This window comes from Herbidospora sp. RD11066 (assembly GCF_054661255.1).
Genome location: NZ_BAAGDO010000002.1, coordinates 372,064 through 385,873, shown reverse-complemented (window position 1 = coordinate 385,873; position 13,810 = coordinate 372,064). Strand labels below are relative to the sequence as shown.

The following is a 13,810-nucleotide window of genomic DNA, read 5'->3' as shown; positions in this document are numbered from 1 at the left end:
GCGGTGTGACCAGAGTCGAGGAGTTCGAGGGGCTGCGGCCGCTGCTGTTCTCGATCGCCTACCGCGTCCTGGGCAGCGTGGGGGAGGCCGAGGACGCCGTCCAGGAGACCTGGCTGCGCTTCGCCGCCCTCCGGGAACCGCCGGTGTCCGCCAAGGCCTTCCTGTCCACGACGGTCACCCGGATCTCGATCGACGTGCTGCGCTCGGCGCGGGTGCGGCGGGAGACCTATGCGGGGGCGTGGCTCCCCGAACCGCTGCTGAGCGACCCCTACCAGGATCCGGCCCGGGCGGCGGAGCTGGCCGACTCGGTGTCGATGGCGGCGCTGCTGCTGCTGGAACGCCTCAGCCCGCTGGAGCGGGCGGTGTTCGTCCTGCGGGAGGTGTTCGGCTTCGGCTTCGACGAGGTCGCCGAGGCCGTCGGCCGGTCGGAGGCGGCGTGCCGCCAGCTGGTGGTGCGGGCGCGGCGGCACATGCAGGCGGGCCGCCCCCGGTTCGCCCCCGTCCGCGAGGAGCGGGAGCAGCTGGCCTCCCGTTTCTTCGCCGCCCTGAGCGAGGGCGACGTCGACGGGCTGCGTGACCTGCTCGCCGCCGAGGTGTCGATGGTCGGCGACGGCGGCGGAAAGGCCCCGCAGCTGGCCAGGACCCTCGTCGGCGCGGAGAAGGTGGCCCGCCTGCTGGCGGCGGTGTTCCCGCCGATGACCGGAGCCGGGGTGACCTTCACCCCCCACGAGGTGAACGGCCTCCCGGGCGCGATCTTCCGCGACCGCGACGGCCGGATCCTGCACGTGCTGACCCTCGACATCACCCTCGACATCACCGGCGGGCGGATCCAGGCGATCCGCTCGGTGATCAACCCCGACAAACTCGGCCATCTCGGCCCGGTGGCGGACGCCTGGGCGGTCGACCGGGAGGTCCGGCGGACCCGGCTCAGACGAGGGTGAGCTGCCGGTCGGGGGAGCGGCGGCGCTTCCACTGCTTGGACGCCCGCCCGATCCCATAAGCCGCCGCCAGCGCCTCCACCTGCGCCGCGATCCGCGCCCGGTAGTCGGCCGGGGTCAGCGCCCCCGCGCCGTAGAGCTCCTCATAGCGCGGCACCAGCCCCGGATGATCACGCCCCAGCCACGCCATGAACGGATCGCGCGCCCCCGCCGGCAGCCGCAGCACCCCGGGCACCAGCGACGTCGCCCCCGCCTCGGCCGCCCGCCGCACCGTCGCCTGCAGGGAATCGGCCGAATCGGTGATCAGCGGCAGGATGGGCGCCATCAGCACCCCGCACGGCACCCCCGCCTCGTTCAAAGCCGCGCAGATCTCCAGCCGCCGCTGCGGCGAGACCGCCCCCGGCTCCAGGCCGCGCCGCAGCCGGTCGTCGACGAACCCGACCGACACCGCCACCGACACCCGCGTGACCTTGGCCGCCTCCCGTAACAGCGGCAGATCACGCAGGATCAGCGGGCTCTTGGTCAGAACGGTGAAGGGGTTGGCGGCGTCGGCCAGCGCCTTGATGATCTTCGGCATGAGCTGGTAGACCTCTTCGGCTCCCTGGTAACAGTCGCCGTTGAGCCCCAGCGCCACGCTCTCGCCCCGCCACTTGGGCGCGCCCAGCTCGCGCCGCAGCCGGTCGGCCAGGTTGGTCTTCACCACGATCTTCGTGTCGAAGTCGTCGCCGGTGTCGAGCCCCAGATAGCGGTGCCCCCGGCGCGCGGCGCAGTAGCGGCACCCCGTCTGGCAGCCGCGGTAGGGACTGACCGCCCACGCATAAGGCAGTTCGGCGGCCGCGGGGACGGCCTCGATCGCGGTGCGGGCGGCCACCTCGTAGCAGGTGATGTCACCGAACTCGCGGGTGATCGCCTGCCGTTCGACCCGGGGGCGCGCGGGCCCAGGCTCGTGCAGGGTGGGTGCGTCCCAACGCATACAGCCAGTAGAACACGCATTCGACCCTCCTCGCCACCCGGACGCGCGCACCGATACCGTGTCACAAACCAGCAAAAAGTCGGAAGGAACGGCCGTGGCGTGGATTTTCCTGGCGGGAGCCATCGTGTCCGAGGTGCTCGCCACGACCGCGCTGAAACTCAGCAACGGCTTCTCCCACAAGCTCTGGTCGATCGTCGTCGTCATCGGCTACGTCGCCTCGTTCGCCCTGCTGTCGCGGGCGCTGAAACTCCAGATGCCGGTCGGCGTCGCCTACGCCGTCTGGGCCGGGGTCGGCACCGCCGTCATCGCGACCATCGGCGCGGTCTTCCTGGGTGAGACCATGACCCTGGTCAAAGCGGGCGGCATCGCGCTGATCATCGGCGGGGTCGTCCTGCTGAACCTGTCCGGAAGCCACTGAAGTAGGGTCGAGGTGTGATCTTTCATCTCGCGCTGGCCTCCGACTGGGCCCACGCCCAGAAAGACGGGGAATACCGGATCTCCACCCTGGGACGCACCCTCGACGAGGAGGGCTTCATCCACGCCTCCCGCGACCTGGCCCAGGCCCGCACCGTCGCGGCCCGCTTCTACTCCGAGGTGACCGAGCCGCTGCTGCTCCTGCACATCGACGAGTCGAAACTGTCGGTCCCGGTCGTCCTGGAGTCCCCGGAAGGCACCGCGGAGCAGTTCCCGCACATCTACGGCCCGCTCCCGGTCCCGGCGGTGGCCGCGGTGACCCCGTTCAGCCTCCAAACCTAAGAGCTCCTTCTTCCGTTACGGCTCCGCGTGGCCGGCACCGCCCGCCGTCTCGGCCTTCGAGGAGGATCGGACCGGATTTTGACGGCAGGAACGTGATCTTGACGACGATTCGGTGGCGGCGGATATTTGCCCTGGTTGGCCGTCATAGCGTCCCTTCTCGTGCCTGTGGATTTCCTCTTGGATGAGCAGGTGGCCCGCTACCGCCGGTTCCGTGGCGAGGTGTCGACCTGGATGCCCGAGCGCTGGAGGTGCCAGCCGGTGAGCGCCGTCCGGCCGCGAAGCTGGGGTGGGCGGTGCAGTGGGGCACCGTGCGCATGCTCGGCACCTTCCTGACCGATGCGCGACCACCTGGCCGCGCGGGTGGGGTCGACTGTGGAGGGACCGAGGGCGTTGTTCGACCGGGCCGTGGTGCACATGCTGAGCGCGGGCATCCTGCTCCCGGCCGGGATCACTACCCTGACCCGGTTGATCAGCGAGGTACGTGGCCGGGGAAACGCGTGGCTGTACCGGTTGCTCGCCGAGCGTGCCGGTCAGCTGCGAGCGCAGCTGACCGGTCTGCTTGATGCGCCCGAGGGAAGACGGGTCTCGGAGCTGAAGCGGCTACGTACTCCTCCGAAGAAGGCACGAGATCGGAGCCTTGGGCGCGGGAGCGGTGCCGGCGGTGAGAATGGCGGCGGCACGGCCGATGGGGCTGTCTGGTCGACTTGGCCGGCGGCTACGGCGTGCCCGACCTCGACCAGGTCTTCCTCTGGGTGGACGGCCACCGGAAGTGGCGGGCGCGGCAGCTGGCCGACGCCGATTTGGAGGCGTTCGCACCGTTCCAGATGTACGCCTGCGGCATGGGCCGAGTGGCAGGAAGAAGGACCTGCTGGTGAGGTCCGGTCGGCGGGCCGTGATCGGGCTCGGCCTACGGCAGGATCTCCAACCGCAGGCCGTCGATGCGGCGGTAGTAGGCCGGGGCCGCCGTGATCAGGTGCCAGCCGCGGTCGATCGCGTAGGCGACGGGCAGTGCGGTGTTGACCGCGGCGTTGGTGGCGACGAGCTGGGGGCTGTAGTCGCGGGCCTCGGCCAGGTCGGCGGCGGCGGGGTGGCGACCTGGACTGTCCGCTCTACCAGTGCCTATACCGAACGTATACAGCCGTATCCGACGCTTCGCCCGAATCGCTCCATCTGGGATGAACGAGAAGGAAGCTCCATGCGCATGGGACGAAAACTCGCCGCCATGGTGGCGGGACTCGCCACGATGGCGGCCCTGGTCGTGGTGCCGGCGACGCCGGCGTTCGCCTCTACGTACACCACCTATGTCAGCATCCTCAATCCGCCCACTCCCAGTGGGATCGGACCGGTGGTCATCGACATCAAGGACTACTCCATGGCCAACGGCGGCGCGGCGCAGCTGTGGCTGTGGAGCACCGGTAACAACCAGCGGTGGCGCATCACCCAGACCACCTCCCTTTCCGCGCCTTTCGGCCAGTTCACGTTCCAGAACGTGCACTCCGGGAAGTGCCTCACCGCCGGCCCTCCGAGCGCGCTGGGCGACAACACCGTCCGGCAGTACACCTGCGACTCCAGCGCCAGCCAGAAGTGGCGGGCCGTGCGGGTGTCCACCATCAACGGCAACTGGGTCGAGCTGGTCAGCGTGCAATGGAACACCTGCCTGGATGCCCGCGGCTACGGCTACGGGAACGGCGTCGTCCTGCAGAACTATCCCTGTCACGGGGACTGGAACCAGCGCTTCAATCCCTACTTCTGAGCAGGAAGCGGGCGGGCCCATCGGGCCCGCCCGCTCTCACGGTCAGTAGTCCTGGTCGGCGAACCAGGTGCTCTGGCAGTACAGCGTGCCGCTCAGCCGCAGGCAGATGCGCACCGCGTTCTTGTACGCCTCCATCTCCCCCACCTCGGTCCAGGTGCCGGCGCCTCCGGCGCTGGTCCTCTCCTTGTACGTCCAGCCGCCCGACGCGCTGACCTGGCTGGTCGTCGGCCATTCCGTGTTGGTGATGGCGCTCTTGCTGCGGTCGATCGACAGGATCGCGCCCGCGGGCAGGCCCTTGGCCTTGGCCCAGGCGGTGAACGGGGCGAAGGGGAAGTAGGGGCCGGGGGCGATGTCGCTGTAGCACAGGTAGACGCGATATCCACCCAGCGTGTGCGGGGTGAGTTTGCCGCCGATGAGGTTGTAGATGCCGCAGGGCTCGGCCGCGTCGGCCGGCGTCGCGGTGGCCGCCAGCCCGCCGAGGAGCAGGGCGACCCCCGCCGCCGCGGTGGCCGCTCTCCGGGCCGTCTTACCGATGAGTGTCATAGGGCGAGTTTCCGAGCACGATGTATATCGGATCTATTTCGCTGGTTCAGCGTGTCGCCGGACCAGGATTCGTAGGGGTTGGCCGCCGGGCCGGGCTGGCGGTAGCGGCACAGGCCCCGGGTCGTAGAGGCGGACGCCGATCAGGACGGTCGCGTCGAAGGTCTCCGCCGAGTGGAGGCAGGCCCCGAGCCAGCCGTAGCGGCGCGCCGAACTGATCCTGCGGATGAGCAGCGAAAACCGGCCCCGAACGCCAAGTGGGAGGTGCCCGCAGCCGTGTGTGATAAGTCCCGGCGACTGCACCGGATCGGGATCTGCAGGGCGATCCGGGTTGGACGTCGCATCGGGGGCACGGCTGCCGTTCGACCTCGGCCGGGGTCGCAGAATGGACCGTTTCTGCGAAGCGCCGGAGCACTCCGTCGCCTTCATTTCCCTACCGCCAAAATCCGGTTCGATCCTCCTCGGAGGCCTCTCCGGCACACGCCGCAGCCGAACGCCGACCGGCCGCGCAGCCGCGCTCAGTCGCGTTCAGTCGTCGAAGGACACCGCGCCCGCCTCGTAGGCGACGATCGCCGCCTGCACCCGGTTGGTCACCCCCAGCCGGGTCAGGATCGCGCTGACATACGTCTTCACGGTCCCCTCCGTCAGCCGCAGCGACCGCGCGATCGCCTGGTTCGACAACCCCGCCCCCACCAGCTCCAGCACCTCACGCTCCCGCGGCGTCAACGCCGACACCCGCCCCCGCGCGGCCGCCGCCCGCCCCGAGTCGCGGTTGTTGAGCTCGGCGATGACCCGCGCCGCGACCTTCGGCGACAGATACGCCGCCCCGCCCGCCACCGCGTGGATCCCGGCCAGCAGCTCCCGCGGATCGCCGGACTTCAGCAGGAACCCGCCCGCCCCGACCTTCAGCGCACGGGCGATGTACTCGTCCTCACCGAACGTCGTCAGCATCACCACCCCGGTCGCGGGCGCGACCTTGCGGATCTCGGCTGCGGCCGCCAGCCCGTCGAGCACCGGCATCCGGATGTCCATCAGCACCACGTCGGGCCGGTGCGCCAGCGTCCGCTCCACCGCCTCCCGCCCGTTGGACGCCTCGGCGACCACGTCGATCCCCGCATCGGCGTCCAGGATCGCCTTCACCCCGGCGCGGATGAGCATCTCGTCGTCGGCGAGCAGCACCTTGATCGTCATGCCGGGGCCTCGTCGGGGATCCCGGCGGTGATCTCGAACATGCCGCCCTCCGCCCGCGCCTGGAACGTCCCCCCGGCCAGCCGCACCCGCTCCGACAGCCCGACCAGGCCCGTCCCCGGCGCCGCCACCTCGCCACCCGGCCCGACGTCATTACGGATCGTCACCGTCATCCGCCCCTCCCGCCGGTCGAGCCGCACCACGACCGGCGCGCCCGGCGCATGCTTGGCCGCGTTCGTCAACCCCTCCTGCACCACCCGATAGGCAGCACCCAGCGGATCACCGCCATCGGCGTCGCCGTCCAGGGTGACCGTCATCCCCGACGCGCGGGCCCGCGCCACCAGGTCGGCGATCCCGCCCGCCCGCGCGTGGGGGAGCAGGCTGGCCGGTTCGTCCTCGGTCCGCAGCATCCCGATCACCCGCCGCAGCCGCTCCGTCGCATCCCCCGCCGCCTCCCGCAACCCCGCGGCCGCCTCCCGATGCCGGGACGGCAGATCGGCCGCCATCTCCATCGCCCCCGCCCGCAACGCGATCAACGCCAGCTCATGCCCGAGCGAATCATGGACGTCCTGGGCGATCCTGGCCCGCTCCCGCAACCGCGCCTGCTCCTCCACCATGCGCCGCTCCCGCACCCGCCCCTGGCCGCGATGCCGGACGCTGCGCCCCACCGTCCACGGCAGCAGGCTGCAGATCAGCACCCCCGACAACCCCGACACCCACACGTTCGGCTCCAGCGACGGCGCCGGCCCCAGCGTCGAGATCGCCGCGCACACCCCGCCCACCACGACGATCACCCCGTACAACCACACCGCCGGACGGGCCCGCTCCATCCGCAACCCCGCCAGATAACTCAGCGTGATCACCGCCGGGGTGAAGCCGTTCAACGGCCCGATCTTCGCCGAATGGTTCATCGGCCACAGCTGCACCGTCGCCAGCGCCTCACTCGACGCCCACGGCCCCATCACCAGCGCCACGACCAGCGCCACCAGCGGCCGCGCCCGCGCGACCGCCACCGCACCCGCCAGAATCAGGCACCCGGCGGCGACCGCCACCACCAGCGTGTTACCCGCCTGCGGCCGCCAGTCGTAGGGGTTGACCGGCGCGAACACCACCGGCACACACAACACCAGCCACAACGCGAGGTCCTTCAGACGGGGCACCCCAGCACGCTACCGCCGCCCGCACCACCCGGCCTCATCCCCAGGTCGCACACCACCCCTGCCGAAAGACAGGTCTGCGAGGCGACCATCGCCGGGGGCGCCCCCACCGACGTCTTCCCTAGGGTCGGCTGCCATGACCGATGCCATCATGACCTTCCTGCACGATGTGATGACATCCCCGTGGGTCTACATCGCCCTGCTGGGCATCTCGGTGATCGACGCCTTCTTCCCCGTGGTCCCCAGCGAAACGGCCGTCATCACCGCCGGGGTGTTCGCCGCCTCCGAAGGCGCCCTCCACCTGGGCCTGGTGATCGCGGCGGCGGCGGCCGGAGCCTTCATCGGGGACAACATCTCCTACCAGATCGGCCGCGCCGCCGGCACCCGCATCCAGCACCGCAAAGCCATCGTCTGGGCGCACGCCGCCTTCGAGGAACGCGGCGGCCTGCTCCTGGTCGTCGCCCGCTACATCCCCGGCGGCCGCACCGCCGTCACCCTCACCACCGGCGTCGTCCGCTACCCCCTGCACCGCTTCGCCTTCTTCGACGGCATCGCCGTCCTGTCGTGGGCGGGCTACTCGGCGCTGATCGGCTACCTCGGCGGCGCCGCCTTCGAGGACAACCCTTTCAAGGGCCTCCTGCTCGGCCTCGGCATCGCCCTGACCGTGACGTCCATCGTGGAAATCGTCCGGTACGTGATACACCGCCGCTCCCGGCCCGCCAAAACCGACCCGGCCGACCCCGCCGACCGCGCCCGCGAACTCACCAACTCCGACACCTGACCCCCGCCGGCCGCCCATCAGGATCGATCCCGTGTTCCCGCACAGCACGGTGGCCAGTGCGTCGAAGTCACGCAGCCGGGTGCCCATCGGGGCGGCGACCACCGACCACTGCCCAGCCATCCGGGCGAGCGGCACCGTTTCTGGTGGTGAAGGCGGTGGCCGGATCGGTCACCGCCACCGTGCGCCCTGATAGCTCCGCCTGCACATCGGCCGCCCGCCGGAGGGGGAAGAACGGGCGGCCGATGGGCGATGACGCGTAGGTCACCCCAGCGACCCGGTCTTGCCGGGAGGTCCGGCGCCGTCGGTCTGCTCGGCGGGGGCGAAGGGGCGGATCGACGCGAACTCGAGCCAGGTGAGTTGCCACTGGTCTTGCCGGGCCATCTGGTCTTGCCGGACCATCCGGCGCGTCCAGGTGCCAGCCAGGTGTCGGCCGGGGCTCCTCACAGGTGTCGGTTGGGGCTCCTCAGCGGCGAGGCGGGCGGCGCGACAAGTCTGCAGACCCACCCCGCCGTGAATCCCGGTCCCGGCCCGGCCGTGGCGGTTCTAGTCGAACTGCCGCAGGAAGTCCGGGGGATTGTCGCGCCACTCGGGGATGTCGAGCCGGTTGAGCGCCGCGACGATCGTGCGCTCCTCGTAGGCGAAGTGCGAGGTCACGATCGCCGCCAGCCCCGCCACCTCCCCGGCGAACCGCGCCTCCCCGGCGTCATCGGTCTGCTCGGCCAGTGAGGCCAGCCGGGACAGGATGCCGGAGATCATGTCGTGGTCGCGCCGCAGCAACTCCAGCGTCGGACCGAGTTCGGGGAAGTCGTTCTCCAGAGCGGGGAACCCGAGGGTGTCCTCCCCGACGTGGTGGCGCTCCAGCGCCGTACAGAAGGCCAGGCAGTGGGCCCGCAGGTCACGCCCCGCGGATTCAGGGTCGTGATCCCCGTCCACCAGCCGATCGAGCTCGTCGCGCAACCACAGGTGCACCTCGACGAGCTGGTTACCGAATGCCGCCAATCGCCCAACAGGGCCAGAATCAGATGAGTACATACGGCGCACCACTGTAGACCCCGCCCACCAAAGTCGCCGCACCACCCGACCAAAGTCGGCCCGCCCCAGCCTCCCGCCCGATCCGCCCGCCACCACCCGGCTCATACGGTGCCGACATGACCCGGATCGCCCTGGCCGCCGGCCTGTTCTTCCTGGCCCCGCTGATGGGGGAGTACCTCATCGGCAACGTCCCCGCCGCCGAACTGCCCGCCATCATCGTGCTGGCCCCCATGTACGGCGGCGCCGCCCTCCTCATCCGCGAACTCACCCTCCGCACCGGACGCGGCTGGCCCACCCTGGTGACCCTGGCCGCCGCCTACGGCCTGCTCCAGCCCTCGATCATCGACCAGTCGCTGTTCAACCCGTCCTTCGACGGCCACGACTTCACCGCCGCCCCCACCTACCTGACCGCCCTCGGCATGGACCCCGGCCTGCTCGTCACCTTCACCGTCGGCCACACCATCACGAGCCTGACCATCCCGATCGTCCTCATGGAAGCCCTGGCCCGCCAACGCGCCACCGAACCCTGGCTGCGTATCCCCGGCCTGATCGTGACGACCCTGCTGTTCACCGCCGGATCCTGGATCATCTACCGGGAACTCCAGAAGAGCGGCTTCCACACCAGCCCGGCGCAGCTGGGCGTCTCCGCCGCGGTGGTCGCCCTGCTGGTCGTGGCCGCATTCAGCTTCCCCCGCACCCGCCACCCAGAGACCGAGCCCGCCGACGCGATGGTGGGGGAGCGGCACCCCATCCATGGCGCCGAAACCCGCGGTCTGGAAACCCGCGGCCGGGAAATCCACAGCATGGAGATCCACGGCGCGGACACCCGCAGCATGGACACCCACGGCCCCCAAACTCATGGCGCGGAAACTCACGGCCGGGAAACCCGCAGCGCGGAAACCCGCAGCCTGGAGATCCGTGGCGCGGAATCGCACAGCGCGGAATCGCACAGCGCGGAATCGCACAGCGCGGAATCGCACAGCGCGGGACCCCGCAGCGTGGAACCCCGAAGTGGGGAAACCCACGGCCGCCAAACCCACAGCGCCAATAGCCGCGGCCTCGACACCCAGGGCCCCGGAACCCCCAGCCGCGAAGCCCGCCTTCCTGGGGGACCCGTCCCGCACTCACCGACCCCACGCGACGTGGACACCCCGCCGGGTTCACCGCGCCCCGCGCTCCGGCCGGCACCCCGCCCCTGGCTCGCCGGTCTGGCCGCCGCCCTGGCCATCACCGCCTACACCCTGCGCCCCGAAACCTGGCCCGGCCTCATATTCGGCGTCGCCGTCCTGGCCGCGGGAACCGCCGTCATCGCCCACTGGTCGACCCGCCAGGGCTGGTCGCGCCACCACATCACCTGCCTGGCCGCCGGAGCAGCGGTCACCCCGCTCTGGACCGGCTTCTACCTGCTGGCCATCACCGGCAAGTCCACCACCCCGAACCTCATCGGCCAGGCCGCCATCGTCGCCGCCGTCCTCGCCCTCATGGCCGCAGCCGTCCGCGCGACAGCCGACCGCTAGACCAGCAGCAGCTTCTCGATCCGCCGCGACGCCACCCACAACCCACCGACCGCCATCGCCAGCAGATAGCCGGCGTGCACCAGCAGCGTCCACCCGACCGGACCCACCGCCAGCCCCCGCACCAGCTCCACCGCGTGATACAGCGGCGTCAGCGACACGACCACCTCGAACACCACCGGGTAGTCCTGCACCGGCGAGAACGTCCCCGAGAACAGGAACAGCGTGAACTGGCCCGTCGTCAGCAGGTCGAAGTCCTGCCAGCCGCGCAGGAACGTCGAGATCGCCATCCCCGTCGCCCCGAACGCCACCCCGACCAGCGCCGTCGCCGGGAACGCCGCCAGCGCCCCACCCACCGACGTCAGCCCGAGCGCGACCATCACCACCAGGAACAGCACCGTGTAACACAGGCAGCGCACCAGCGCCCACGTCAGCTCACCCAGCGCGATCTCCAGCGGCCGCACCGGCGTCGCCAGCACCGCGTCATACGTCTTGGCGTACTTGAACTTCCAGAACACGTTGAACGTCGTCTCGGCCAGCGCCCCCGACATCGCCGACACCGCCAGCATCGCCGGGGCGACGAACACCGCGTAGTCGACCATCCGCCCACCGGCCGGCACCTGCCCGACCAGCGCCCCCACGCCGACCCCGATCGACAGCAGATACAGCAGCGGCTCGAAGAACCCCGACAACAACACCAGCCAATAGGCCGGCCCCGACCGAAGCGCCCCCACGTTCCGGTTCACCACCGCACCCACCCGCGCGGGGGACACCCCGCGCCGGACCGCACGCCCGGCCACCATCACCGTCATCATCGGCTCTACACCGCCAACCGGCGGGCGAACCCGCGCATCGCGAACCAGGCGCCCCCGGCCGACCACGCCACCAGGCACAGCACGTGAGCCCAGATCGGCCACGGCGGCGCCACCCCCAGCGTCGCCGACCGGCACAACTCCACCCCGTGCCACAGCGGCGACACCCACGCCAGCCACTGCGCCGCCACCGGCAGCTGGTCGACCGGGAAGAACACCCCGGCGAACAACGTCATCGGGATCATCACGAACCGGAACAGCAGCGCGAAATAGCCGTCGTTGTCGATCCGGGACGCGTACCCCATCACCGGCAGCGCCGAGGCCACCACCACCGCCGCGCACACCAGCGGCGTCACCACCGACCACCACGACCGCAGCCCGCCGAACAAAAGCACGACCAGCAGGAACACCACCGTCTGCGGCAGCACCCGCACCATCAGGAACAGCACCTGACCGGCGATCATGTCGCCGATCCGCACCGGCGTGGCCCGCATCGCGTGATAGCCGCGCGTCCACTTGAAGTCACCCAGCACCGGGAACGTCGTCTCACCCAGCGCCATCTGAAACGCCGTCGAGGCCATCACCCCCGGCACGATCCACTGCAGATACGTCACCCCGTCGAGGTCACCCACATAGCCGCCGACGCCCAGCCCGATGCTCACCAGGAACAGCACCGGCAGCAGGAACGAGGAGAACGCCGACGCCCAGAACAGCCGCCGGTAGAGCGTCAGATGCCGCTCCAGCACCGCCACCGCCGAGAACGCCATCACTCCACCAGCGTCCGGCCCGTGAGATGCAGGAACACATCCTCCAGCGTGGAACGCCGCACCAGCACACTGGAGGGCTCCAACCCCCGCCGGTGCACCTCGGCCACCGCCGCATCCCCGTCACGCGCGTAGACCAGCAGCCGGTCGGGCAGCGGATCGACCCGCTCACCCACACCGTCGAGCTTGGCCGCCACGTCGGCCCCGCCCGCGAACCGCAGCTCCACCACCTCGGGCGTCGAATACCGCGAGATCAGCTCACGCGGCGACCCCTCCGCGACGATCCGCCCCGCGTCCATCACCACCAGCCGATCGCACAGCTGCTCGGCCTCGTCCATGTAATGGGTCGTCAGCACCAGCGTCACCCCCCGCTGCTTCAGCTGGTAGAGCCGCTCCCACAGCAGATGCCGCGCCTGCGGATCGAGACCCGTCGTCGGCTCGTCGAGCAGCATGATCTCCGGGTCGTTCACCATCGCCCGCGCGATCGTCAGCCGCCGCTTCATCCCCCCCGACAGCGGCTCGACCTTCCCCGCCGACCGGTCGGCCAGCTGCACGAACTCCAGCAGCTCCGCCGCCCGCCGCCGCGCCTCGGCCCGCGACAACCCGAAATACCGCGCATACGTCGTCAGGTTCTCGAACACCGACAGATCGGCGTCGAGATTGTCGAGCTGCGGGCACACCCCCAGCCGCCCCCGGATCGCCACCCCGTCACGCACCGGATCCATCCCCAGGATCCGCAGCTCACCGGCCGTCGGCGCCGACACACAACTGATCATCCGCATCGTCGAGGACTTCCCCGCCCCGTTGGGGCCCAGGAACCCGAACGCCTCACCCCGCTCCACCGACACGTCGATCCCGTCGACCGCCGTGAAATCACCGAAGCGTTTGACCAGCCCGCGGGCGTAAATCAACGGTTCCTCAGCCACGAGACCCGACCCTAGCCCCGCCCACCGACAGTTCTGCAACCCGTTTTCCCCGCCCCGCGACCTGACCTATTCCCACCCCCGTTTTCGTCGCCTGTACGCCTTGACAACCCATCCGAAACCAGTCAGACCGCCACCGGCGAAACCGCGCCGGAAACGCCTCCAACTGTTCATCTTCCTGTTGATCGTCTTACATTGCACTTGACTGCATCCGAAAGTGATCCTTCCGGATGACCGTTCACGCTCCCCAAGGAGGCCCTGTGCACACCCCGCATCGCCCCCGGCTCGCCTGGTCGGCCCGCCTGACCCTCATCGCCGCCACCCTGGTGTCCCTCATCGCCGTGGCCGCCCCCGCCCCGGCCCAGGCCGCCGTCTACAGCAGCTGCACCCAGACCCGCTGCGCCGACGCCCGCACCGCCAACACCACCTGGCGCGGCAAGGGCTACCCGACCACCGCAGGCTGGTACACCTGGAGCGGCGGCAAGTACAACTACGCCGGCGGCCGCCACTACAACCGCGAAGGCCAGCTGCCCACCAACGCCACCTACTACGAATACGACGTCTACCCGCGCAACCGCGGCGCCGCCCGCGACGCCTACCGCATCGTCGTCAACAAGAGCACCGGCGCCACCTGGTTCACGCCCGACCACTACGCCAACTTCTACCGCCTCTAGAAAAC

19 protein-coding genes are annotated in these 13,810 nt (G+C 70.4%); 8 read left to right on the top strand and 11 right to left on the bottom strand.

The window, feature by feature from the left end:
- Positions 1–5: 5 nt before the first annotated feature.
- The gene (locus ACYQ78_RS08300; protein ID WP_459800140.1) at positions 6–941 is read left to right on the top strand and encodes an RNA polymerase sigma-70 factor; all 936 of its coding nucleotides are present in this window, start codon (positions 6–8) and stop codon (positions 939–941) included.
- Here ACYQ78_RS08300 and ACYQ78_RS08295 read toward each other — a convergent pair.
- The gene (locus ACYQ78_RS08295; RefSeq protein WP_459800139.1) at positions 928–1,911 is read right to left on the bottom strand and encodes a radical SAM protein; all 984 of its coding nucleotides are present in this window, start codon (positions 1,909–1,911) and stop codon (positions 928–930) included. The genes ACYQ78_RS08300 and ACYQ78_RS08295 overlap by 14 nt on opposite strands.
- A 94-nt stretch (positions 1,912–2,005) precedes the next feature.
- Here ACYQ78_RS08295 and ACYQ78_RS08290 point away from each other — a divergent pair, with 94 nt between their 5' ends.
- The gene (locus tag ACYQ78_RS08290; RefSeq protein ID WP_459800138.1) at positions 2,006–2,329 is read left to right on the top strand and encodes a DMT family transporter; all 324 of its coding nucleotides are present in this window, start codon (positions 2,006–2,008) and stop codon (positions 2,327–2,329) included.
- Positions 2,330–2,343: 14 nt separating this feature from the next.
- Positions 2,344–2,667 carry a DUF952 domain-containing protein gene (locus ACYQ78_RS08285; protein ID WP_459800137.1) on the top strand — a complete coding sequence of 108 codons (324 nt, stop codon included), beginning with the start codon at positions 2,344–2,346 and terminating at the stop codon, positions 2,665–2,667.
- Positions 2,668–2,864: 197 nt separating this feature from the next.
- On the opposite strand, the gene ACYQ78_RS08280 is transcribed toward ACYQ78_RS08285, so the two are convergent.
- Positions 2,865–3,098 (bottom strand): hypothetical protein, encoded by a 234-nt coding sequence (locus tag ACYQ78_RS08280; RefSeq protein WP_459800136.1) that lies wholly within the window; start codon positions 3,096–3,098, stop codon positions 2,865–2,867.
- A gap of 273 nt (positions 3,099–3,371) precedes the next feature.
- Between ACYQ78_RS08280 and ACYQ78_RS08275 the strand changes: the two genes are divergently transcribed.
- Together ACYQ78_RS08275 and ACYQ78_RS08270 are read left to right on the top strand one after the other, a co-directional pair.
- Complete coding sequence (locus ACYQ78_RS08275) at positions 3,372–3,542, top strand: hypothetical protein (RefSeq protein WP_459800135.1); 171 nt, start codon at positions 3,372–3,374, stop codon at positions 3,540–3,542.
- Positions 3,543–3,862: 320 nt separating this feature from the next.
- A complete protein-coding gene (locus ACYQ78_RS08270) occupies positions 3,863–4,420 on the top strand; it encodes an RICIN domain-containing protein (RefSeq protein WP_459800134.1) in 558 nt (185 codons plus the stop codon).
- A 42-nt stretch (positions 4,421–4,462) separates the two neighbouring features.
- Here the strand turns inward: ACYQ78_RS08270 and ACYQ78_RS08265 are convergent, their stop codons facing one another.
- From ACYQ78_RS08265 to ACYQ78_RS08250, 4 genes are all read right to left on the bottom strand, one after another.
- Positions 4,463–4,963 carry a hypothetical protein gene (locus ACYQ78_RS08265; RefSeq protein WP_459800133.1) on the bottom strand — a complete coding sequence of 167 codons (501 nt, stop codon included), beginning with the start codon at positions 4,961–4,963 and terminating at the stop codon, positions 4,463–4,465.
- Positions 4,964–5,009: 46 nt separating this feature from the next.
- Positions 5,010–5,375, bottom strand: coding sequence for a zinc finger domain-containing protein (locus tag ACYQ78_RS08260; protein ID WP_459800132.1), 366 nt, complete (start codon positions 5,373–5,375; stop codon positions 5,010–5,012).
- A gap of 113 nt (positions 5,376–5,488) precedes the next feature.
- A complete protein-coding gene (locus tag ACYQ78_RS08255) occupies positions 5,489–6,151 on the bottom strand; it encodes a response regulator (RefSeq protein ID WP_459800131.1) in 663 nt (220 codons plus the stop codon).
- A complete protein-coding gene (locus tag ACYQ78_RS08250) occupies positions 6,148–7,308 on the bottom strand; it encodes a sensor histidine kinase (protein WP_459800130.1) in 1,161 nt (386 codons plus the stop codon). Before ACYQ78_RS08250 ends, ACYQ78_RS08255 begins: the two co-directional genes overlap by 4 nt.
- Positions 7,309–7,441: 133 nt before the next feature.
- Between ACYQ78_RS08250 and ACYQ78_RS08245 the strand changes: the two genes are divergently transcribed.
- On the top strand, positions 7,442–8,086 hold the full coding sequence (locus ACYQ78_RS08245; protein ID WP_459800129.1) for a DedA family protein: 645 nt from the start codon (positions 7,442–7,444) through the stop codon (positions 8,084–8,086).
- A gap of 261 nt (positions 8,087–8,347) precedes the next feature.
- Here the strand turns inward: ACYQ78_RS08245 and ACYQ78_RS08240 are convergent, their stop codons facing one another.
- On the bottom strand, positions 8,348–8,485 hold the full coding sequence (locus ACYQ78_RS08240; protein ID WP_459800128.1) for a hypothetical protein: 138 nt from the start codon (positions 8,483–8,485) through the stop codon (positions 8,348–8,350).
- Between the two features lie 144 nt (positions 8,486–8,629).
- Positions 8,630–9,085: a hemerythrin domain-containing protein gene (locus ACYQ78_RS08235; protein WP_459800127.1), complete on the bottom strand. Its 456-nt coding sequence runs from the start codon at positions 9,083–9,085 to the stop codon at positions 8,630–8,632.
- A gap of 149 nt (positions 9,086–9,234) precedes the next feature.
- Here ACYQ78_RS08235 and ACYQ78_RS08230 point away from each other — a divergent pair, with 149 nt between their 5' ends.
- The gene (locus ACYQ78_RS08230; RefSeq protein ID WP_459800126.1) at positions 9,235–10,635 is read left to right on the top strand and encodes a hypothetical protein; all 1,401 of its coding nucleotides are present in this window, start codon (positions 9,235–9,237) and stop codon (positions 10,633–10,635) included.
- On the opposite strand, the gene ACYQ78_RS08225 is transcribed toward ACYQ78_RS08230, so the two are convergent.
- The 3 genes from ACYQ78_RS08225 to ACYQ78_RS08215 are packed head-to-tail and all read right to left on the bottom strand — an operon-like array spanning position 10,632 to position 13,134.
- Positions 10,632–11,447 (bottom strand): ABC transporter permease, encoded by an 816-nt coding sequence (locus ACYQ78_RS08225; RefSeq protein ID WP_459800125.1) that lies wholly within the window; start codon positions 11,445–11,447, stop codon positions 10,632–10,634. The genes ACYQ78_RS08230 and ACYQ78_RS08225 overlap by 4 nt on opposite strands.
- Positions 11,448–11,452: 5 nt before the next feature.
- Positions 11,453–12,211, bottom strand: coding sequence for an ABC transporter permease (locus tag ACYQ78_RS08220; protein WP_459800124.1), 759 nt, complete (start codon positions 12,209–12,211; stop codon positions 11,453–11,455).
- A complete protein-coding gene (locus ACYQ78_RS08215) occupies positions 12,211–13,134 on the bottom strand; it encodes an ABC transporter ATP-binding protein (RefSeq protein ID WP_459800123.1) in 924 nt (307 codons plus the stop codon). The genes ACYQ78_RS08220 and ACYQ78_RS08215 overlap by 1 nt, the downstream gene beginning before the upstream one ends.
- A 257-nt stretch (positions 13,135–13,391) precedes the next feature.
- On the opposite strand from ACYQ78_RS08215, the gene ACYQ78_RS08210 reads away from it, so the two are divergent.
- Entirely contained in the window at positions 13,392–13,805 is a 414-nt protein-coding gene (locus ACYQ78_RS08210; RefSeq protein ID WP_459800122.1) for a ribonuclease domain-containing protein, read from the top strand.
- The last annotated feature ends 5 nt before the right edge of the window (positions 13,806–13,810 follow it).